At 66.9% G+C, this 20,302-nt stretch carries 20 protein-coding genes and 1 tRNA gene; 19 read left to right on the top strand and 2 right to left on the bottom strand.

Annotated features, from left to right (window positions below; translation table 11 throughout):
* The 13 genes from ACZ42P_RS05890 to ACZ42P_RS05830 all read left to right on the top strand — a co-directional run bounded on the left by ACZ42P_RS05890 (position 1) and on the right by ACZ42P_RS05830 (position 11,980).
* Positions 1 to 765, top strand: a complete 765-nt coding sequence (locus ACZ42P_RS05890; RefSeq protein WP_464899152.1) for a DUF4123 domain-containing protein — start codon at positions 1 to 3, stop codon at positions 763 to 765.
* Positions 762 to 1,472: a DUF3304 domain-containing protein gene (locus tag ACZ42P_RS05885; RefSeq protein WP_464899151.1), complete on the top strand. Its 711-nt coding sequence runs from the start codon at positions 762 to 764 to the stop codon at positions 1,470 to 1,472. The genes ACZ42P_RS05890 and ACZ42P_RS05885 overlap by 4 nt, the downstream gene beginning before the upstream one ends.
* Positions 1,469 to 1,891 carry a hypothetical protein gene (locus ACZ42P_RS05880; protein WP_464899148.1) on the top strand — a complete coding sequence of 141 codons (423 nt, stop codon included), beginning with the start codon at positions 1,469 to 1,471 and terminating at the stop codon, positions 1,889 to 1,891. Before ACZ42P_RS05885 ends, ACZ42P_RS05880 begins: the two co-directional genes overlap by 4 nt.
* 34 nt (positions 1,892 to 1,925) lie before the next feature.
* Positions 1,926 to 3,398 (top strand): T6SS immunity protein Tli4 family protein, encoded by a 1,473-nt coding sequence (locus ACZ42P_RS05875; protein ID WP_464899150.1) that lies wholly within the window; start codon positions 1,926 to 1,928, stop codon positions 3,396 to 3,398.
* A gap of 28 nt (positions 3,399 to 3,426) precedes the next feature.
* Positions 3,427 to 4,137, top strand: a complete 711-nt coding sequence (locus ACZ42P_RS05870; RefSeq protein WP_464899149.1) for a DUF3304 domain-containing protein — start codon at positions 3,427 to 3,429, stop codon at positions 4,135 to 4,137.
* Positions 4,134 to 4,556 (top strand): hypothetical protein, encoded by a 423-nt coding sequence (locus ACZ42P_RS05865; RefSeq protein ID WP_464899148.1) that lies wholly within the window; start codon positions 4,134 to 4,136, stop codon positions 4,554 to 4,556. The genes ACZ42P_RS05870 and ACZ42P_RS05865 overlap by 4 nt, the downstream gene beginning before the upstream one ends.
* Positions 4,557 to 4,590: 34 nt before the next feature.
* Positions 4,591 to 6,096, top strand: coding sequence for a T6SS immunity protein Tli4 family protein (locus ACZ42P_RS05860; protein WP_464899147.1), 1,506 nt, complete (start codon positions 4,591 to 4,593; stop codon positions 6,094 to 6,096).
* The gene (locus tag ACZ42P_RS05855; protein ID WP_464899146.1) at positions 6,093 to 6,803 is read left to right on the top strand and encodes a DUF3304 domain-containing protein; all 711 of its coding nucleotides are present in this window, start codon (positions 6,093 to 6,095) and stop codon (positions 6,801 to 6,803) included. Before ACZ42P_RS05860 ends, ACZ42P_RS05855 begins: the two co-directional genes overlap by 4 nt.
* Entirely contained in the window at positions 6,800 to 8,929 is a 2,130-nt protein-coding gene (locus ACZ42P_RS05850; RefSeq protein ID WP_464899145.1) for a T6SS phospholipase effector Tle1-like catalytic domain-containing protein, read from the top strand. The genes ACZ42P_RS05855 and ACZ42P_RS05850 overlap by 4 nt, the downstream gene beginning before the upstream one ends.
* A 37-nt stretch (positions 8,930 to 8,966) precedes the next feature.
* Positions 8,967 to 10,364 carry a hypothetical protein gene (locus ACZ42P_RS05845; RefSeq protein WP_464899144.1) on the top strand — a complete coding sequence of 466 codons (1,398 nt, stop codon included), beginning with the start codon at positions 8,967 to 8,969 and terminating at the stop codon, positions 10,362 to 10,364.
* The gene (locus ACZ42P_RS05840) at positions 10,361 to 10,630 is read left to right on the top strand and encodes a PAAR domain-containing protein (protein WP_464899143.1); all 270 of its coding nucleotides are present in this window, start codon (positions 10,361 to 10,363) and stop codon (positions 10,628 to 10,630) included. Before ACZ42P_RS05845 ends, ACZ42P_RS05840 begins: the two co-directional genes overlap by 4 nt.
* Positions 10,631 to 10,738: 108 nt before the next feature.
* Complete coding sequence (gene tssA / locus ACZ42P_RS05835; protein WP_464899142.1) at positions 10,739 to 11,824, top strand: type VI secretion system protein TssA; 1,086 nt, start codon at positions 10,739 to 10,741, stop codon at positions 11,822 to 11,824.
* 82 nt (positions 11,825 to 11,906) lie between these two features.
* Positions 11,907 to 11,980, top strand: a tRNA-Ile gene (locus ACZ42P_RS05830).
* A gap of 19 nt (positions 11,981 to 11,999) precedes the next feature.
* Here the strand turns inward: ACZ42P_RS05830 and ACZ42P_RS05825 are convergent.
* The gene (locus ACZ42P_RS05825) at positions 12,000 to 12,701 is read right to left on the bottom strand and encodes a flagellar brake protein (protein WP_464899141.1); all 702 of its coding nucleotides are present in this window, start codon (positions 12,699 to 12,701) and stop codon (positions 12,000 to 12,002) included.
* Positions 12,702 to 12,969: 268 nt separating this feature from the next.
* Here ACZ42P_RS05825 and ACZ42P_RS05820 point away from each other — a divergent pair, with 268 nt between their 5' ends.
* The 6 genes from ACZ42P_RS05820 (at position 12,970) to ACZ42P_RS05795 (ending at position 18,401) form a co-directional block, all read left to right on the top strand.
* Positions 12,970 to 13,233, top strand: a complete 264-nt coding sequence (locus ACZ42P_RS05820) for a type II toxin-antitoxin system HicA family toxin (protein WP_464899140.1) — start codon at positions 12,970 to 12,972, stop codon at positions 13,231 to 13,233.
* A 9-nt stretch (positions 13,234 to 13,242) separates the two neighbouring features.
* Entirely contained in the window at positions 13,243 to 13,965 is a 723-nt protein-coding gene (locus ACZ42P_RS05815; RefSeq protein WP_464899139.1) for a hypothetical protein, read from the top strand.
* A gap of 71 nt (positions 13,966 to 14,036) precedes the next feature.
* Positions 14,037 to 15,662 carry a diguanylate cyclase domain-containing protein gene (locus ACZ42P_RS05810; protein ID WP_464899138.1) on the top strand — a complete coding sequence of 542 codons (1,626 nt, stop codon included), beginning with the start codon at positions 14,037 to 14,039 and terminating at the stop codon, positions 15,660 to 15,662.
* A gap of 118 nt (positions 15,663 to 15,780) precedes the next feature.
* Complete coding sequence (locus ACZ42P_RS05805; protein ID WP_464899137.1) at positions 15,781 to 17,394, top strand: peptide chain release factor 3; 1,614 nt, start codon at positions 15,781 to 15,783, stop codon at positions 17,392 to 17,394.
* A gap of 80 nt (positions 17,395 to 17,474) precedes the next feature.
* Positions 17,475 to 17,942, top strand: a complete 468-nt coding sequence (locus tag ACZ42P_RS05800; protein ID WP_464899136.1) for an outer membrane lipoprotein — start codon at positions 17,475 to 17,477, stop codon at positions 17,940 to 17,942.
* A gap of 9 nt (positions 17,943 to 17,951) precedes the next feature.
* Positions 17,952 to 18,401: a universal stress protein gene (locus tag ACZ42P_RS05795; RefSeq protein WP_464899135.1), complete on the top strand. Its 450-nt coding sequence runs from the start codon at positions 17,952 to 17,954 to the stop codon at positions 18,399 to 18,401.
* A 232-nt stretch (positions 18,402 to 18,633) separates the two neighbouring features.
* On the opposite strand, the gene ACZ42P_RS05790 is transcribed toward ACZ42P_RS05795, so the two are convergent.
* Positions 18,634 to 20,259 (bottom strand): methyl-accepting chemotaxis protein, encoded by a 1,626-nt coding sequence (locus tag ACZ42P_RS05790; protein ID WP_464899134.1) that lies wholly within the window; start codon positions 20,257 to 20,259, stop codon positions 18,634 to 18,636.
* Positions 20,260 to 20,302 lie beyond the last annotated feature (43 nt).

Raw genomic sequence — 20,302 nt, 5'->3', positions numbered from 1 at the left:
ATGGAATTCCTGATTGATCCCTATGGGCCGTCGTTCTGGTCCGCGTGGCGGCAGTCGATGGCGCAGCGCCCCCCCGGCGCCCGCTTCCATTTGCTGGTGGATGCTGCGTTCCGGCCGAAATGGGCGGCATGGGCCCGGGAGACGGCTCCCTCCGTGCGGGCGCTGCTGTTCGAGCACGCGGGCTGGAGGGGGCGGCAGGCGCTGGCGGTCTCGCCCCTCCTGGTGGACGTGGCGGCGGCAGGAGACGCTATTGAGGCGCTGGTGCGCGACAGCGAGGGTTATCCGATGTTGAGCGCATTCATCACGACGGAAACCCTAGCCGCGCAGGCCGCCCGGTTGTCCCGCTGGTGTGTGGTCAGGGTCGATGGCATGGCACTGCATCTGCGCTTTGCCGACAGCCGCCGGCTGCCCGACGTGCTTGCCTGTATGGACGACGACCAGCGCGCAGCGTTTCTGGGGCCCGTCACGGCTCTCCATCATCTCGACCGGCAGGGCGGCTGGTCGCCCCTGCCATGGCGGGGCCGCGGGGTGCCGCCGGCGGAGCAACCGGGTCTGCGGGAGGAACAGGTGCAGCGCCTGTTGGCGGACGCCGAAGCAGACGAATGGCTGGCGCAGCTTGGCGTCCCTCACACGATTCCCCCGTCCCGGGCATGGGGGGCAGTGGTGGCCGCTCTGCAGGAAGCCACGGGACTTCCCCCGGCCGGGCGGCGGGGGCGGGTGGAGGCGGTGCTGACGCGTCTTACCGGAAAAGGAGCAAGCCTATGACACGCGGCTGGGTGGTGGGGGTGGTGCTGGGGTGCCTGGCGGGCTGTTCCGTGCCCGATGACGAGGTGGCGGTGCCGGTGTCGGCGATCAACTACACGGAGCAGGAGCTGGGATCGTTTCTGTTCATCCACCCGGAAACCAAAATCCCGGCAGGGGGACCGGGGCTGGCGCCCTATGAAGCGGGTGGGACCATGTGCTGCTACAAGCTGCCCAGGCAGTGGCGGCCGGGGATCAAGGTGCGGCTGCGGTACTACTGGTACTACGGCTCGGAAAATGTGCCCGACACGGAGCGGGAGTTTGAGCTGCCGCCTTATGCGGGGGGCCGGGTGGGGATGCTGTGGGCGGTGTTTTACGGGGGTGATGATGTGGAGGTGGTGGTGAGTGATGTGGACCCGGGGCATGTGGACTGGCCGGGACGGCTCAAGCACTGGCCCCAGCCCAGCCTCGCCTACAGGCGCAAGCTGTGGCAGCAGGAGATGGATGAGCTCAAAGCCGAGCTGGCCTTGTTCGAAAGTGGGGCAAAGGAGCTGACGGAAAAGGAGATCCGAGAGGCCTGGCAGGAAGACCAGAAGCGACGCCCGGATGCGCTACAAGGTTTCACCGGCCCGGATGATCCCGCGTACGCCGCGAAGCTGAAGCGCAATTTTGCGACGGCAGCCGAGCGGACCAGGCAACGGATCAAGCAGGTGGAGGAGAAGCGGCCATGAGAGCGACACTGGCGAAGCCCCTGCCCTTCAGCGCGGCGGATCCCAGCTTGAAGGAAGCTTTTTTCACGAAAGAGGACGATAAAACTCTCGGCCGCTTCGAACTGCGCGAGCACCCGCCTGTGTGTGATTTTCGGGAATCCTGCACGGAGAATCTGTTTTTGGGGTTTTTCTTCGACGGCACGCGCAACAACTATGCGGTGAGCGAGGAGAGGCAGGATCGCAGCCACAGCAATGTGGCCCGGCTGTTCGATGCCTATCCGGGCCAGACCATTGCGCCGCGGGAGCTGCTGCGGTTTGACATCCGCTGGCCCGACGGGGCGCGCTATCCCAACTTCTTCCGCGTCTATGTTCTTTGCCTGGGCTGTGGAACGACGTCTGCTACTGCATCGCCCGCCTGGTGGCGCAGGGCACACCCGTGACTGAACTGCCCCAATCGAAGAAGGAGCGCTTCCCATGTTCCGATGGCTCTGCTGGCTCGTCCTCTGCCTCCTCGGCCCCCTCGCCTGGGGCGCTGATGACATGACCGGCATGCGCACCGTCTGTTTTGGGCGCTTTCTCATCGACGTGCCCCAGGAGGCCGTGGTGAGCGGCCAAAGCTACGAGTACATGTTCGGAGAGATCCGAAGCGAGCGGCTGGGCGGTGGCCCCGCCCTGTTCGAGCAGCGCATGGCCGAGCGGGAGGCGCTGTTACGCAAAAGGAAGCCGGAGGACGATTTTGCTCTGGTCGAGACGCGGCGGCTTTTTCCGCAGGCCAGGCTCTTCAAACTCACGAGCCAACTCAGCACATTGCGCAGTTTCGGCTTCGAGGGCTACCGCCTGGACAAGGGTATGTTGTATTCGACCGCGGTAAATGGCGTCAGCGCCAGCGGAATCGACTCGGTGCTCCAGGCTCTGGAAACCAAACTCCTCCCCAAGCTGCGCTACCGCCTGCCGGAGGAAATCCCCACCGAGCCGGGCTTCTGCCTCGAGGAGGGCTTCATCGCCGATGCCGGCGATGAGTTCCACTACGAGCGGGCAGGCATCAGCTTCCGCATCCCCCGCTGGCCGGATGTGCTGATCACCGTGTATGCACGCACCAATGGGGAAAAGCTGGATCCCCCGCTGCTGTCCCGCATCAGCAAGCCCTTTCCTGCCGCCCTGGCCTGGGCCGCCAGCCACATCGGCATGCTGCGCAAGGGAGAGCGGATGGTGGGACCATTTGCCGGACAGGAGGTGCTCGAAACCCTGCCCACGGGGCAGGGTTACTCCACCCATCACTTCGTCTGGGAGGCGCTGGGTGAGCCCCGCTCCATCTGGCGGCCCCAGATCCATTTGGAATTCGCCACCGGCGATGCGCGCAAGGTGGACAAATGGGCCCGTCACGTCCCCCCCTCCCTCACCGACGAGCAGGCCATCCGCCTGTTCGACGCCATCGTCAATTCCATCCGCCTGCGGCCCACGGGGCCCGGCAAGGGCGCGGCCGCCACCCCGCCGCCGCGCCTGCCCCTGGGCACCCGGGTCACCAGCCGCGCCCTCTGCCCCGAAAGCGGCCTGTGGCAGTGCCTGAACGAAGACGTCAGCCTCAACCCCCGCCGCCGCTTCATCCCCCGCGGCGCCCCCATGCCCTATGGCCTGGCCAGCCGCCCCGCGCCGGGGCTCAGGGGGGCTATTGGGCGGCACGGAAGACACCCCCGTCGAGGTCACCTGGCAGCTGGTGGACTACGGGGACGATCCCCCGCAAGGCTGAGCCGGGAATGGCCAGGCGCCAGCTGCAATCATCATGCTTGCATCATAACCCGTTGTCATAGACAATGGCCGCCTCGAACGAGGCGCCCATGGACCTCTCCCCCTGCTTGCGGACTTTGCCAGTCCTTTCCTCGATCACGGCCGGCTGCTCGGCTTGCGTGCCCCCGGCCGGGCGGCGGGGGCTGGTGGAGGCGGTGCTGACGCGTCTTACCGGAAAAGGAGCAAGCCTATGAGGCGCGGCTGGGTGGTGGGGGTGGTGCTGGGGTGCTTGGCGGGCTGTTCCGTGCCCGATGACGAAGTGGCGGTGCCGGTGTCGGCGATCAACTACACGGAGCAGGAGCTGGGATCGTTTCTGTTCATCCACCCGGAAACCAAAATCCCGGCAGGGGGACCGGGGCTGGCGCCCTATGAAGCGGGTGGGACCATGTGCTGCTACAAGCTGCCCAGGCAGTGGCGGCCGGGGATCAAGGTGCGGCTGCGGTACTACTGGTACTACGGCTCGGAAAATGTGCCCGACACGGAGCGGGAGTTTGAGCTGCCGCCTTATGCGGGGGGCCGGGTGGGGATGCTGTGGGCGGTGTTTTACGGGGGTGATGATGTGGAGGTGGTGGTGAGTGATGTGGACCCGGGGCATGTGGACTGGCCGGGACGGCTCAAGCACTGGCCCCAGCCCAGCCTCGCCTACAGGCGCAAGCTGTGGCAGCAGGAGATGGACCGGCTGAAACGGGATCTGGCGGATTTCGAAAGCGGGGCGCGCGGCCTGACGGAGGAAGAAATACGGGAGGCGTGGGAGGGTGACCAGAAACGGCGCCCCGATACGCTGCACGGTTTCACGGGCCCGGATGATCCCGCGTACGCCGCGAAGCTGAAGCGCAATTTTGCGACGGCAGCCGAGCGGACCAGGCAACGGATCAAGCAGGTGGAGGAGAAGCGGCCATGAGAGCGACACTGGCGAAGCCCCTGCCCTTCAGCGCGGCGGATCCCAGCTTGAAGGAAGCTTTTTTCACGAAAGAGGACGATAAAACTCTCGGCCGCTTCGAACTGCGCGAGCACCCGCCTGTGTGTGATTTTCGGGAATCCTGCACGGAGAATCTGTTTTTGGGGTTTTTCTTCGACGGCACGCGCAACAACTATGCGGTGAGCGAGGAGAGGCAGGATCGCAGCCACAGCAATGTGGCCCGGCTGTTCGATGCCTATCCGGGCCAGACCATTGCGCCGCGGGAGCTGCTGCGGTTTGACATCCGCTGGCCCGACGGGGCGCGCTATCCCAACTTCTTCCGCGTCTATGTTCTTTGCCTGGGCTGTGGAACGACGTCTGCTACTGCATCGCCCGCCTGGTGGCGCAGGGCACACCCGTGACTGAACTGCCCCAATCGAAGAAGGAGCGCTTCCCATGTCCCGATGGCTCTGCTGGCTCGTCCTCTGCCTCCTCGGCCCCCTCGCCTGGGGCGCTGATGACATGACCGGCATGCGCACCGTCTGTTTTGGGCGCTTTCTCATCGACGTGCCCCAGGAGGCCGTGGTGAGCGGCCAAAGCTACGAGTACATGTTCGGAGAGATCCGAAGCGAGCGGCTGGGCGGTGGTCCCGCCCTGTTCGAGCAGCGCATGGCCGAGCGGGAGGCCAAGCTTCGGGCGGGCAAGCACGAAGAAGAATTTAGCCTAGTCGAGTCCCGCCGTCCCTTTCCCCATGCGCGGGTGTTCAAGCTCAACAAGCCCCTTATCACGTTAACCACCTTCGGTTTCGAAGCCTACCGACTGGACAAGGGCATGTTGTATTCCATGTCGGAAACGGCGTTCAACGAGAAGAAAATCGACTCCGTGCTTGCCCGCCTGGAAACCAAACTCCTCCCCAAGCTGCGCTACCGCCTGCCGGAGGAAATCCCCACCGAGCCGGGCTTCTGCCTCGAGGAGGGCTTCATCGCCGATGCCGGCGATGAGTTCCACTACGAGCGGGCAGGCATCAGCTTCCGCATCCCCCGCTGGCCGGATGTGCTGATCACCGTGTATGCACGCACCAATGGGGAAAAGCTGGATCCCCCGCTGCTGTCCCGCATCAGCAAGCCCTTTCCTGCCGCCCTGGCCTGGGCCGCCAGCCACATCGGCATGCTGCGCAAGGGAGAGCGGATGGTGGGACCATTTGCCGGACAGGAGGTGCTCGAAACCCTGCCCACGGGGCAGGGTTACTCCACCCATCACTTCGTCTGGGAGGCGCTGGGTGAGCCCCGCTCCATCTGGCGGCCCCAGATCCATTTGGAATTCGCCACCGGCGATGCGCGCAAGGTGGACAAATGGGCCCGTCACGTCCCCCCCTCCCTCACCGACGAGCAGGCCATCCGCCTGTTCGACGCCATCGTCAATTCCATCCGCCTGCGGCCCACGGGGCCCGGCAAGGGCGCGGCCGCCACCCCGCCGCCGCGCCTGCCCCTGGGCACCCGGGTCACCAGCTGTGCCCTCTGCCCCGAAAGCGGCCTGTGGCAGTGCCTGAACGAAGACGTCAGCCTCAACCCCCGCCGCCGCTTCATCCCCCGCGGCGCCCCCATGCCCTATGGCCTGGCCAGCCGCCCCGCGCCGGGGCTCAGGGGGGCTATTGGGCGGCACGGAAGACACCCCCGTCGAGGTCACCTGGCAGCTGGTGGACTACGGGGACGATCCCCCGCAAGGCTGAGCCGGGAATGGCCAGGCGCCAGCTGCAATCATCATGCTTGCATCATAACCCGTTGTCATAGACAATGGCCGCCTCGAACGAGGCGCCCATGGACCTCTCCCCCCTGCTTGCGGACTTTGCCAGTCCTTTCCTCGATCACGGCCGGCTGCTCGGCCTGCGTGCCCCCGGCCGGGCGGCGGGGGCTGGTGGAGGCGGTGCTGACGCGTCTTACCGGAAAAGGAGCAAGCCTATGAGGCGCGGCTGGGTGGTGGGGGTGGTGCTGGGGTGCTTGGCGGGCTGTTCCGTGCCCGATGACGAAGTGGCGGTGCCGGTGTCGGCGATCAACTACACGGAGCAGGAGCTGGGATCGTTTCTGTTCATCCACCCGGAAACCAAAGTCCCGGCAGGGGGACCGGGGCTGGCGCCCTATGAAGCGGGTGGGACCATGTGCTGCTACAAGCTGCCCAGGCAGTGGCGGCCGGGGATCAAGGTGCGGCTGCGGTATTACTGGTATGAAGGCTCGGAGGCCGTGCCCCGCACGGAGCGGGAGTTTGAGCTGCCGCCTTATGCGGGGGGCCGGGTGGGGATGCTGTGGGCGGTGTTTTACGGGGGTGATGATGTGGAGGTGGTGGTGAGTGATGTGGACCCGGGGCATGTGGACTGGCCGGGACGGCTCAAGCACTGGCCCCAGCCCAGCCTCGCCTACAGGCGCAAGCTGTGGCAGCAGGAGATGGATGAGCTCAAAGCCGAGCTGGCCTTGTTCGAAAGTGGGGCAAAGGAGCTGACGGAGAAGGAGATCCGAGAGGCCTGGCAGGAAGACCAGAAACGGCGCCCCGATACGCTGCACGGTTTCACGGGCCCGGATGATCCCGCGTACGCCGCGAAGCTGAAGCGCAATTTTGCGACGGCAGCCGAGCGGACCAGGCAACGGATCAAGCAGCTGGAGGAGAAGCGGCCATGAGAGCGAGGCTGGCGGTGCCCCTTGATTTCAGTGCAACGGAGCCCAGCCTGAAAGAGGCGTTTTTTACGAAAAAGCAGCTGGATGATCTCAGCCCATTCGAACTCCGGGAGCACCCGCCTGTGTGTGATTTTCGGGAATCCTGCACGGAGAATCTGTTTTTGGGGTTTTTCTTCGACGGCACGCGCAACAACTATGCGGTGAGCGAGGAGAGGCAGGATCGCAGCCACAGCAATGTGGCCCGGTTGTTCGATGCCTATCCGGGCCAGACCATTGCGCCGCGGGAGCTGCTGCGGTTTGACATCCGCTGGCCCGACGAGGCGCGCTATCCCAACTTCTTCCGCATCTACATTCCCGGTGTGGGCACGCCCTTCGAGGAGATGGGGGATTCCGGGGAGGGGTGGGACCGCACCGCAGGGGCGGCATTCGGGCGCTGGGGCGAGCGCCGCCTCGTCTGGGCCCTGTGCCAGGCCATCAATGCGGTCAACCGCTACTTCCACCGGCAGACCCTGATCACCCCGGAAGAAATTCGCGATCTGAGCGTATGGCTTGATCTGAGCCCCGATAGCCTCAAGGCACCGCCTCAGTTCAGTGACTACTATTTGGGAAAGGGTGACTTTGTCAACACAGCAGGGCATCTTTACAAACTGCTGGGCCGGCTGCATGAGTCCATTCGCCACCACATCCCGGACCCGGTGACGGGGCAGCCCAAAAAGATCGATCCGGGCAGGGTGGGGCGCATTTACGTGAGCGTGGTGGGTTTCTCCCGGGGCGCGGCCGCGGCGCGCGCCTTTGCCAACTGGTTCCTGCGCCTGTGCCAGCTGGATGCGCAGCGGCTGCGGCGTGGGGGGCTGTCCCTCGGTAGCTTTCCGGTCACCTTCGACTTTCTGGGCCTGTTCGACACCGTGGCCTCCGTGGGCCTGGCCGCCAGCACCGTCGCGGGGGACGGCCATGGCGCCTGGGCCCACAATGAGCTGCTGCGCATTCCGCCCGAGGTGGGACGCACCCTGCATCTGGTGGCCGCCCATGAGGTGCGGCGTTCCTTTCCCCTGGATTCCATCAGCTGGGAGGGGCGTCTGCCTGCGCGCGCGGAGGAGATCGTCTTTCCCGGCGTGCATTCGGATGTGGGCGGGGGCTACCGTCCGGGGGAGCAGGGGCGCGGCGTGGATGCCAACGGGGCAGACCTGCTCTCCCGCATCCCCCTGGCCGTCATGTACCGGGAAGCCCGTCTCTCGGGCATGCCCCTCAAACTGGAGCGGGCGCGCACGGCTGCCCACGAGCGTTTCCGGATTGCACGGGAAACCATCACCGCCTTCAACGCCTATCTGACAGCCTGCCGCACGCGGGAGGGCACGCTCAGGGAAATCATGCGTGAGCAAATGCGCCTGTCCATTCGCTGGCGCCGGCTGCGGCATGGAACAGGTCTGAGAAACCTCGCCAGTACCAAACGCGCCACCCAGGAGGATCGCAACGATCTCCTGAGCGCCGACCTGGAATTCGCCGAGGAGCTGAGGCTCTTCGAAGAATGGCGCCAACTGCATCAAGAAGCAAAACGGGATGACTCGCTGCCGTCAGTCATGTCGTCTTGTCCACCTATCAACCCCTTCGCCATGTTAGCCCGTCTGAACACTTCCCGCGAGATTGACTGGGAACGGGCTTCGGAATGGGAGCTGCTGCTCAGGGACTGGGATGAACCGCTGCGGCTGCCGGCGGCCATCGTCCGTCTTTTCGACGATTACGTCCACGATTCCCGGGCCTGGTTCAAGGTCAACCCCAGGACCTACGAGGCCGAGGAGTGGGAAGACGCGCTGCGGAAGATCGAGTCTTATTTTGGGTGGTGGGAGGGGTTCTTTGGCTGGTTGTGCTTCAATGATCCGGAGTGCCGGCGCAGGTTTCTGATTCACCATCCGCACTACGAGCTGGTGCAGGCCTACCGCAAGGCCGGCTATCGTGTGCCCCCCATGATCACCCGGGGACGCGAGCCCTTCTCGGTGGGGGGTGGCTATTTGCGCCTGCGGCGCATCTATTCCGGCCCGGATGACGCGCGCCTGACACAGGCCCCGGACCTCAGCCGACAGGTGGCCCAGGGCACCTTCCCCGGCACCGTGGCGCCGGACGTGGTGGGCTGAGTGCACCGATGCATTCCTGTCCGAAGGGAGTGCCGCAGTGACGGCGCGGGTCATTCGGGGCGTGCTTCTGCTGGCTGCTGCGACCGGTGCCTGGCTCGCGCTGTTGTGGTTCGTGCTCGCCCCCGATTTCACCCGCCTTGCGCCGGCATCGCTGCTTGCCCTGCACGGGCTGCCGCCATTGCTTGCGGCGGGAACGTGGTGGGGCTGGCGGCATGTGCGCCGGGTGCGCCGGCAGCGCGCCGAGGACGCACGACGTAAGGCCCTCGAGGCCGAGCGGCAGGCCGCCCTCGCCGCGGCGCGGGAAGCCCACCAGCAGGCCTTGCGTGCGCGGCGCTTCGGCTGTGACTGCCGTGGCCTGGTGTGGGCAGGTGGAGAAGCATTGCGGAACGTGATCCCGGATGTGTACGGCGTGGCCCGGCTTGCCGTGCCGTCTGCCGGCGCTGACACCTGGCAGCTCCTGCTGGAACACGCGCTGCGTTGGATGTTCACCTGGGCGCCGGATGCCATCGGTCTGCCCGTTCACGTGGTGCCACCGCGCGCGGTGGGCGGGGAGACCATCATCGCGCAACTGGCGCAGGCACGCGCCCGTGTCGCCGGGGAGCTGGGCCTGACCCTGGACGAAGCCGGCGCGCCAATGCGGTTTCTGCCGGCGGGAGACAGTGCCGCCGACAGTGTCATCGCCCTGTTCGAGGCGGCCCCCGATTCTCCGGGGGCCGTCGTTCTGGCAGTGGATGCACTGCCGCCCGGACCGGACCCGGAGACGGCGCAGGCCGGGGTGAACCAGCCCCTGCTGATGGCGCTGCTCGTGACCCACCCCGAACTTGCCACGCTCAAGACGGCACCCGGCAGCATGGCAGGGGAGGAGGATCCCTTCGTCCCCTTCTGGGTGCGCCATCCCGTTGGGAACGATGAGGCCGTTGCCCCGGAGGCTGCATTGCCCAGCCAGCCGCTGGCCCGGCTGCCGGTGCTGGCCCGTATCCGGCGGGCCGCCGTTGCGTCGGAGCCGGTGGCGCGGGAGCGGATGCTGCGCCTGAGCCAGCGGCTGCAGCAAATGCTGGAAGAAGCGCAGATCAACGCCGGCTTGATCGAGCCCCCCTTTGCCCATGACGGGACACCCGCAGCGGCAAGCGCACACGTGTCCGGGCCGTGGGGTTGGCTGGTGCACAACGCCGGGCGGGTGGAAGAGGCGGGCACCCGGCTTGCCGCCCTTGGGGCTGCGCTCGCCCATTTCGGTGTCGATCTGCATCCCATCGATGAGGCCACCAACTGGAACGACTGCGTCGGGCTGACCGCCCGGGCGGGATCCATGGGCATGCTGGCCGTCACGGTGGCGCGTGCGGCGGCGCAGCGTTTGCCGGCGCTGTGTGCGGAGTTCGGCGATGAGGGGGGCGTGGCGCTGTCGCTCGCGCTGCCCGCTCAGGAGGAGGAAACATGAAACGCGTGATCCGGCTGGGAGATGCCACCAGCCATGGCGGAGTGGTGGTGAGCGCCAGCAGTACGCTGGACGTCATGGGCCGGCCCGTGGCGCGCATGGGTGACCGCTGCACCTGCCCGCGCCCCGGGCATGGCAATTGCGTGATCGTGGAAGGCGATCCCGGCTGGCTCATCGACGGCGTGCCCGTGGCGCTGGAAGGTCATCGCACCAGTTGCGGCGCCGTGCTCGTCTCCAGCCTGGGCGGTCTGGAAAGACACGACGGATGACGTCCCCACATTCCCTGACGATGGGCGGGAAACCAATGGAAGACGCGACGGTATTGCCCGCCGCGGACACCCCGGTCTGAACACACGGACTGCGAGGAGGACACGAAGGTGGACACAGAGTTGCTCGAAGCCCTGCTCGCCCCCATTCCCGGCGAATACATTGCCGGCGACGACCTGCGTTTCGCGCCGGAGCTAGACGAGATTCGCGAGGCACGCCGGGAGGACGATGCCAGTCTCGACCGCGGCGAGTGGCAGGCGCCGCTCAAGGTCGCCGACTGGCCGCGTGTGGCGTCGCTGTGCGAACGCCTGCTCAGGGAGCGCAGCAAGGATTTGCAGGTGGCGGCATGGTATGCGGAGGCACAGGCCCGTCTCAACGGTTTCCCGGGGCTCACCCTGGGCCTGCGGCTCATGGATGGCCTCATCACGGATTTCTGGGAGTTTGCCTATCCCGCCTTCGACCCGGAGGATCTGGACGAACGCAGTGGCAAACTGGAATGGCTCAATCACCAGCTTGCCGAAGTGGTGCGCACGCTCCCCCTCACGCGGCCTGAGGCGGGTGCCTACGGGTGGCTGCACTGGAACGAATCGCGCCAGGTGGAGAACCTGGGGCTCAAGGACCCGGAAGCACGCCAGCGGGCCATCGAGGGCGGCAAGCTTTCGGGGGAGGCCTTCGACCGCGCGGCGCGCCTGTCCGGGCTGGATTTCTATCGCAGGCTGCGCGGGGAAATCGCCGAGGCGGGCACAGCCCTCTCCGTGCTGGAGGGCCACGTGGACGAACGCTTCGGCGCCCAGGGGCCGTCGCTGAAGGGGCTGCGCGAAGCGGTGCAGGACTGTGGCGCCGTGGTGGAGCGGCTGCTCATGCAACTGGGAGACGGTGCGACCGGGGCTGCCGCGCCTGCCGTCTCCATCCGAAATGGGGAAACGACCATGTCGGCGCACGTGAATGATGTTCCCGTCGTCCCATCCGCCCGCACGGGCACGGAACCTGCCAGCCGAGACGAGGCCGTGGCGGCCCTGCGCGCCGTGGCCCGCTATTTCCGCACCCACGAACCCCACAGCCCGGTGGCCCTGTTGGCGGAGCGCGCCGCGCGTTGGGCGGAGATGCCCCTGGAAACCTGGCTGGCGTCGGTTATCAAGGATGAGGCCACACTCAACCAGCTGCGCGAGCTGCTCGACATCCGCGACGCTGGCTAGGTGCGTTGCGCACGCCGCCCCGCAACGCATAGAATGGCGCGTCTCATGACTGGCCGGGTCACCCGGCCAGTTCCGTTATTTCGGGCCTGTAGCTCAGTCGGTCAGAGCAGAGGACTCATAATCCTTTGGTCCTGGGTTCGAGTCCCAGCGGGCCCACTCTTCCCAACGTCCCGTTTCACACCCGCAGCCGGTGATCCTGCAGCAGGTGGTGATAGACGAAATTCTGCAGCATCACCTTTTGGCCCAGGGTGAGGCGTTCGAAGGCAAGGCCGTGGTCGGTGAGGGGCAGCGCTTGCCCGGGATGGGGACGTTCCACCACCCGCTGCACGCGGGCGCGCGCGTCGAAAGCGGCCTGGATCTGCAACGGCTCCAGGGAAAAGGCCACACGCACCAGCAGGGAGGTGCCGGGTTCCAGGCGCCTGGCGCACTCCAGCATGGCGCCCCCCACACCGAGGTCGGTGATCACCGCCGGCAGTCTTTGCGTGCCCAGTGTGATCTCCGTGGGCAGGGTCACACGCACCCGCTCCGTGGCGCGAATGCGCGCGCCGCGTACACGATCGGGAAAGACCAGATGCAGGTAGTGGAAGGGCGAGGTGCAGATGCGCTGGATCGCGGTTTCGAAGGCGAACACACCCACCCCGGTGAAGGCGCGTGCAGTGAGGGGCTGGCCGTCGGCATAGGGCACGGGCAGTCCATTCTCGACGGGTGTGCGCACCAGCACGCTCTCCCCCGGTGCATAGCCCACCAGCGTGCCGTAATGGCGGCCGGCGACGGCTGCGTGAGTTTCCAGCAGCACACGGTCACCCACCGCGAGGTGCATGTCGTCGAAGCCAAAGGGCTTCACCACGAAGCCTGGTTTGTTTTGCGCGTCAGTCATGGCGTTGGCGGGACCCAGGTTTCAGTATAGGCAGCCAGTGTGGCGAAATTAACGGGCCCTGACACGGGCAGGCCGCGACAGGGCTGGGCTATAGTGAAATTATTGCGAATTGCGCAAATGCCTGACATTCCCCCTCTCCCTCTGAGAGAGGGAGGGAACCCCCGCGGGACCGCAGCGGCGGCCGCCGCCCACCGGGAATGCAGGCAAGGAGGCGGTGTCAACCAGTTACGTCAAGCTCAACCATGTTCGACCCCGAAGGAGCCCCGACATGAGTCACAAGCACGACCAACTGCTCAAGGCCCTGTTTCATGATCCCGTGAGCGGCAACATTCACTGGCGGGAGGTGGAGTCCCTGCTCCATCACCTCGGTGCCAGGGTGGAACCCGCCCACGGTGCGCGTTTCAAGGTGGTGCTCAACGGTGCCGAGGGTTTCCTGCATCATCCGCATCACAGCAGCGTGTTGACCCGCGATCACATCAAGGCGGTGCGCGAGTTCCTGACCCGGGCCGGCATCCGTGGCCCGTCGGACTGAGACGCGCGCATGACCAGTCTGGCCACCATTGCGGAGGAGGCCAGGCGTCTGGCCGGGCGCTTGCCCGAACCGCGCCGGCATCGGCTGCAGCAGGCCCTGGTGGACCTGTGTGCGCGCCACTGGGAGGAACTGCGTGGCCGGGCGCCGACCACCCCGCTGGCGCGCGCCCTGTGGGCGATCGCGCCGCCGGCGGCCGATCTGGCCGCGGATCTCGCGGCGCACCAGGATGGTCGGCTCGCTGCGGCGGCGGACGGGGGATCCGAAGCACAGGTATTCGCCCTTCTGGCGCTGTGGGCCGTGGAACACGGTGACGCAGAGGGTGTCCGCGCCGCCCATGTGCCCATGATGCTGTTCGAGTCGGAGCGTGCCGGCCGGCAGTATGGCGCGCAGGTGGGGCGGCTGTTGCGCCGGAAGCTGGGACCGCCCCGGGCCCATCCCCATGCCCCCGTGGCGCCCCTGGAGCGTGCTCTTGGGCTCATCGCCGCCGCGACGGGGCGCTGCGATCTTGCGGCAGTGGGGGAAACGCTGCGCCTGCTTTCGGACCGGAACGTGGCCGATCCAACGCTGGAAGCCCTGCGCCGGCAGCTTGCCGAGGCAGGCGTAGAATTCCTCCCTGCCGCAAATGGGGACATCCTGTTCCGGCAGCATGGCCGGCTGCATCGCATCGCACGCCACCAGCTTGCGGAGCGGCTGGCCGCCCTGCGGGCCGCCTGGCTGGGCGTGCCCTGGTAGGAAAGGACTCAAGTCCGGACTGACGCTGCCGTAAATCCGGGGGAGAGCAGAAGAAGCCGCAACGCTCGCCCATGACCGACCCCGCCCACCGCAGTTTTCTCCGCTGGCTAAGACTGGCCTTTGCCCTGGAACTCCTGCTGCTGGCCGTCATTACCGGCACGGCCCTGTACAGCCTGGAGAGTCTCCGGGAGGAGGTGCGGGCCATCGTGGACGAGCAGCAGCAGCGCCTGACACTCATCCACGAAATGCGGCTGGCGGTGCGGGAACGCATGCTGCGCCTCAACATGCTGCTCGTCGAGACCGACCCCTTCCGGCGGGATGAGTACCGGCAGCAGGTACACCTCATCGCCAGCCGTTTCATGACCGCCCGTGGCGAAGTGGAAGCTAATGCCCGGGAGGCGGAGGAGAGGGTGATTCTTGCCTCTGTTCGCACGCTGACCCGGGACGTGGGGGTGATCGTGGACCGCATCCTGGCGCTGGATGAAGCGGGGCAGGTGGACGCGGCGCGCGAGCTGCTCCTGAGCGAAGCCGTGCCCCGCCAGGAGCAGGTCCTGGTGCGCACGGACGAATTGCTCCGCTTCTACGCGCAGCGGAACCGGGACGCCATCGAGCGGCTGCGGGCACACTACCACGCCATCGTCGCCGGGCTCGGCGCAATGGGACTCCTGGCGGGGGTGCTCACCCTGGCCACCGGTGCAGTGGTGGTCCGCAGCAGCCGGCGCGACCGCGCGCGGCTTTTGGACGAGCTCGCCGCCCATGCCGCCACCGAGGCCAAGCTGCGGGCCCTGAGCGACTCCCTGGAGGAACAGGTGGCCGAACGCACGCGCGCCCTGCAGCAGACCGCCGATCTGTTGCGCGAAGCGCAGCGCATCGGCCGCATGGGCCACTGGGAATGGGACATCGAGAGCGGGCGGCTTGTCTGGTCCGATGAGGTGTACCGGCTGTTCGGCGTGCCCGTGGGAAGCGAGCAGACCTTCGAGACGTTTCTGTCCCGGGTGCACCCCGACGACCGGAAAAAAGTGCAGCAGACGGTGGCGAACGCGCTCGCCAGCGGCGAAGCCCAGACCGTGGTGCACCGGATACTGTTGCCCGATGGCAGCGTCCGTTACCTGCGTGAGCAGGGGCTGGCGCAGCGGGATGCCCAGGGGTTCGTGCGGCGCATGGTGGGCACGGTGCTGGACGTGACCGAAACCGAACAGCTTCAGCAGAAGCTTTGGGACCTCGCCCATCACGATGCCCTGACGGGGCTGCCCAACCGGCTGGTGCTCATGGATCGCCTGCAGCAGGCGGTGGCGCTGGGCCGGCGCACCGGCCAGGGCTTTTCCGTGGTCCTGTTCGACCTCGACGGCTTCAAGGCGGTGAACGACGAATGCGGCCATCAGGTGGGCGATGCCCTGCTGGCCGAGGTGGCGCGGCGGGTGCGCGGGGTGCTGCGGGAAAGCGACACCCTGTGCCGCTACGGTGGCGACGAGTTCGTGGGCATTTTTCCGGGTGTGGCGCCCGGCGCCGACCTGGAGGCCCTGTTCGCACGCATCGAGGGCTGTTTCGACGAACCCTTCGCCCTCGGCTGCCAGCAGGCCCGGGTGCGTGCCAGCATCGGCGTGGCCTGCTTCCCCCTGGACGGCTCGGATCCGGACGAGCTCCTGCGCCACGCCGATGCCGACATGTACCGGGCGAAGCGTGGGCCCGAGGGGTGATCCGGCCGCGTGACGCGGTATAATCCCGCAGCCGCCGGTCATGCCTGCCGGCGGTTTTTCTTTATGCCTCTGCGCGCCGGTACGTCGTGTGCGCGGGGTGCCTGTCAGCCTTGCCGCAATGAACGATACAACCTTCCCTCCCGAACTCCTGCGCGACGTGGCGCGCCGCCGCACCTTCGCCATCATCTCCCACCCGGACGCGGGCAAGACCACGCTCACGGAAAAACTGCTGCTGTTCGGCGGCGCCATCCAGATGGCGGGCACCGTGAAGGCCAGGAAGAGCAGCCGCCATGCCACCTCCGACTGGATGGAAGTGGAGAAGCAGCGCGGCATTTCCGTCACCAGCTCGGTGATGCAGTTCGAATACGCCGGCCACGTGATCAACCTGCTGGACACCCCCGGTCACGAGGATTTCTCCGAGGACACCTACCGCGTGCTCACCGCGGTGGATGCGGCGGTAATGGTGATCGACGCCGCCAAGGGCGTGGAAGCGCAGACCATCAAGCTCCTGGAGGTATGCCGCCTGCGCAATACGCCCATCATCACCTTCATCAACAAGCTCGACCGGGAGGTGCGCGAGCCGGTCGGGCTGATCGAGGAAATCGAGTCGGTGCTGAAAATCGACTGCGCGCCCGTTACCTGGCCCATTGGCATGGGCAAGCATTTCCGCGGCGTGTGGCATTTGCAGCACGAACGCCTGCTGCGTTTCGCGCCGGGCGGGGAGCGCAGGGGTGCAGACCAGCAGATCATCGAGGGACTCGACAATCCCGCGCTGGATGCGGCCTTCCCGGACGAGGTGGCGCGCCTGCGCGAGGACGTGGAACTGATCCGGGGCGCCAGCCCGCCCTTCGACCTTGCGGCCTTCCTCGCCGGGCGGCAGACGCCGGTGTTCTTCGGCTCCGGCATCAACAACTTCGGCGTGCAGGAAATCCTGCAGGCGCTGGTGGAGTGGGCGCCACCACCCCAGCCGCGCGACGGGGGCAGCCGCCTGGTGCATCCGGCGGAGCCGGCCTTTACCGGCTTCGTGTTCAAGATCCAGGCCAACATGGATCCCAAACACCGGGACCGCATCGCCTTCTTCCGCATCTGCTCCGGCCGCTACCAGCCCGGCATGAAGGTGCAGCACATGCGCCTGAAGCGCGAGATGAAGCTCGCCAACGCGCTCACCTTCATGGCCAACGAGCGCATGCACATGGAGGACGGCGTGGCCGGCGACATCATCGGCATCCACAACCACGGCCAGCTCCAGATCGGCGACACCCTCACCGAGGGGGAAGCGCTCCAGTTCAAGGGCATTCCCTGGTTCGCACCGGAACTCTTCCGCCGTGCCCGCCCCCGTGACCCCCTGAAGTCCAAGCAGCTGCAGAAGGGCCTGAAGGAGCTGGGCGAGGAGGGCGCCATCCAGGTCTTCCAGCCCATGACCGGCGGCGACCTGCTGCTGGGCGCCGTGGGCCAGCTCCAGTTCGAGGTGGTGGCGGCGCGACTGCAGGCCGAATACAAGGTGGACGCAGTTTACGAGCCGGCGGACATTTACACGGCGCGCTGGCTGACCTTTCCCGACGAGGCCACGCGCCGCGAGTTCGAGAAGGAACAGTCTGCCCGCATGGCCACCGACGTGGACGGCAATCCCGTGTATCTGGCCACCAACCGCTACAACCTCAACATCCTGATGGAGAAGTGGCCCCGCGTGGGTTTCCATGCCACGCGGGAACACGGCGAGCGCCTCGCCTGAAGCGCCTTGTTCTCCCCGCCGTCGCTGTCTAAAGTGAAGCGAGGGGCCGGATCCGCCGGCCCCGGCCACAGGAGGACACCATGAAATATCCCAAGGCAATCGTCTGGCTTGGCACCGTGATGCTCGTTGCCGGCTGTGCCGACATGCCCCAGCTCGGCGGGCCGAAATACGGCGAGACGGGCGGCAGCGCCAGCGTCCAGACGGAACGCAATGGCAAGATCACCCAGATCGAGCTGATCAAGGTGGACGAGGACTACAAGTTCGGTATCGGCACCGTCGCCGGTGCCGTGGCCGGTGGCCTGCTGGGCTCACAAATCGGCGAGGGGCGCGGCAGCACCGCGGCCACCGTCATCGGTGCCGCGGCGGGCGCCGCGGCGGGCACGGTGGTGGAAAGCAAGATGAAGAAGAAGGACGCCCAGCGCGTCACGGTGCAGATGACCACGGGCGGCAGCGTGACCATCGTCCAGCCCGTGGATGCGCGTCTCAAGCCGGGCATGGCCGTGCGCATCGAAGGCAGCGGCGAGACGGCCCGCGTCGTGCCGCGTTGAGGAGGCCTCATGTATCAGCACATCCTGGTCGCCGTGGATGGCAGCCCCACCTCGGAGCGGGCGCTGGAGGAAGCCATGGGGCTTGCTGCCGCGCTCGGTTCACGCCTGCGCCTGGTGCACGCCGTGGATGAGGTGATCTGGGACTGGGAAGGCCAATGGATCGATCCCCAACCTCTCTGGGAAGCCATGGCCAAGGGCGGGCAGGCGTTGCTCGACCGGCTGGCGCAGCGCGTCAAGGCGGCGGGGCTGGAAGGGGATACCAGGCTGCTGGAGATCACCACCGCCGGCCAGCGCGTTTCGGAGGCCATCGTCGCCGAGGCGGAAGCCTGGCCCGCTGACCTCATCGTCGCCGGCACCCACGGCCGCCGCGGCCTGTCGCACCTGCTGCTGGGCAGCGTGGCCGAGGGCATCGTGCGCGTGGCCACCCGGCCGGTGCTCCTGGTGCGTGGCAGGCAGTAGGTTCAGGAACCCCCCTTGGGAATCTCCGTTGAGGCCCCTTGGGGTCAGGTCTTTACTTTATAGTCAAGGCCGGGGCCCGCAAGGGGCTGGTGTTCGTTCCATCGTGAAGCCTTCCCCCCAATGAAAAGAGGGCGCAGGCCCGCTGCCCGGGTTCAGGGTCTGGCAGCCCGCAGGCCGTTGCGCAAGGCCGCTGCCGGGATGTCTCCCGGGCGGGGCATGGCGGCCGGCGCGTTCAGGTGCGGAACTGGGCGGTGAGCTCCGCCAGGCGCTCGGCCACTTCGCCCATTTCCTGGCTGGTCCGGGCTGATTGAGCGGCTGCACTGGCGGTGCTTTCGGAAGCCTGGGCGACCCGCTCCACCGTGCGCGCCACATCCCGCGTGGCTTCCGCCTGTTCTTTTAGGGCGGCGCCGATTTCCGTGATGGCGGCGAGCACCGCGTCAGTCTGCTGGCGGATGGCTGCCACCGCGTCTCCCGCCTGATTGGCCACCGTCACCCCGTCTTCCACCAGCTTCACGCCCGCGCCCATTTGGCTCGTGGCGGCCCGGGTCTGGGACTGGATGCGTTCCACCATGCGGCCGATTTCCACGGTGGACTGGGCGGTGCGTTCGGCGAGTTTGCGCACTTCGTCGGCCACCACCGCGAAGCCACGCCCCTGTTCACCGGCGCGCGCCGCCTCGATGGCGGCGTTGAGGGCCAGAAGATTGGTCTGGTCGGCGATTTCCTTGATGGTGTTGACGATGGCGCCGATCTCGCCGGAAATGGCTTCCAGCTCCGCGATGCCCCTCGACGCCTGGCGCACGGTGTCGGCGATGCGGGCGATTTCCTGCGCTGCCTCGTGCACCACCCGGGCGCCATTCTCCGCCGCCCGTCCGGCCTGTTCCGCCGCGCTTCTGGCATCGTTGGCATTGGCTTCCACATGATCCATGGACACCGACAGTTCCTCCACCGTGGCGGCCATGGCCGAGGTGGCTTCCGAGGTGCTCGCCGCGTCGTTGGCCACGGCATGGGCGGACTCCTCGGTCCCGGCGGCGGCCAGGGTCATGCGGATGGCCCCATGGCGCATCTCGAAGGCGAGCTCGTAGAGGCGGTTGCGCATCTGCTGCAGCCTGTCCATGAGCACACCCACCTCGTTGTTCCCCAGGTTGGGGATGGAGAGGCGCAACTGCCCACGTGCAACCTCGTCCGCCACCTCCACCGCCTTTTTGAGCCCCAGGCTCGCCCGCCGCCAGGTATCGAAGGCAAGGCCGACGAAGAGCAGGGCGCCGGCCGCCGCGATCTCGAAGAACAGGGGGTTTCCGCGCGCCTGGACCGCCACCACCACACTCATGGCGACACCGGCCAGCCCCAACAGGGCGATGCGGGTGGACAGGCGGATATCGGCAAGTCTGCGGGAGACCCGGGTCAGCCAGCCCCGGACACCGGGCGGAATGACCCGCCCCCCGTCGAGGCGGAATCCCTCTCCGGCCCGCATGCGGGCATAGAGGGCTTCTGCTTCGGCCACCTCCTCCCGCGTGGGCTGCAGCCGCACGCTCATGTAGCCGCTGCCGTCCGGCAGGGGGGTGGCGGTGGCCTTCACCCAGTAGTGGTCGCCGTTCTTGCGCCGGTTCTTGACCATGCCCTGCCAGGCGCGTCCAGACTTGAGGGTCGCCCAAAGGTCACGGAACGCTTCCTCCGGCATGTCCGGATGGCGAATGATGTTGTGGGGCTGGCCGATCAGCTCTTCCCGGGTGAAGCCCGAGTACTCGACGAAGTCGTCGTTCACATAGGTGATGCGGCCCTTGAGGTCGGTGTGGCTGACGATGGAGCAGTCCGGCCGGACCGGGTATTCACGCTGGGTGACGGGCTGGTTGTTGCGCATGCTTTTCTCCTTTGTACTGCCGGGGCGGCATCTGCCGTTAATT

Source organism: Thiobacter subterraneus (assembly GCF_055379455.1).
This window is presented reverse-complemented; position numbering and strand designations above follow the sequence as displayed.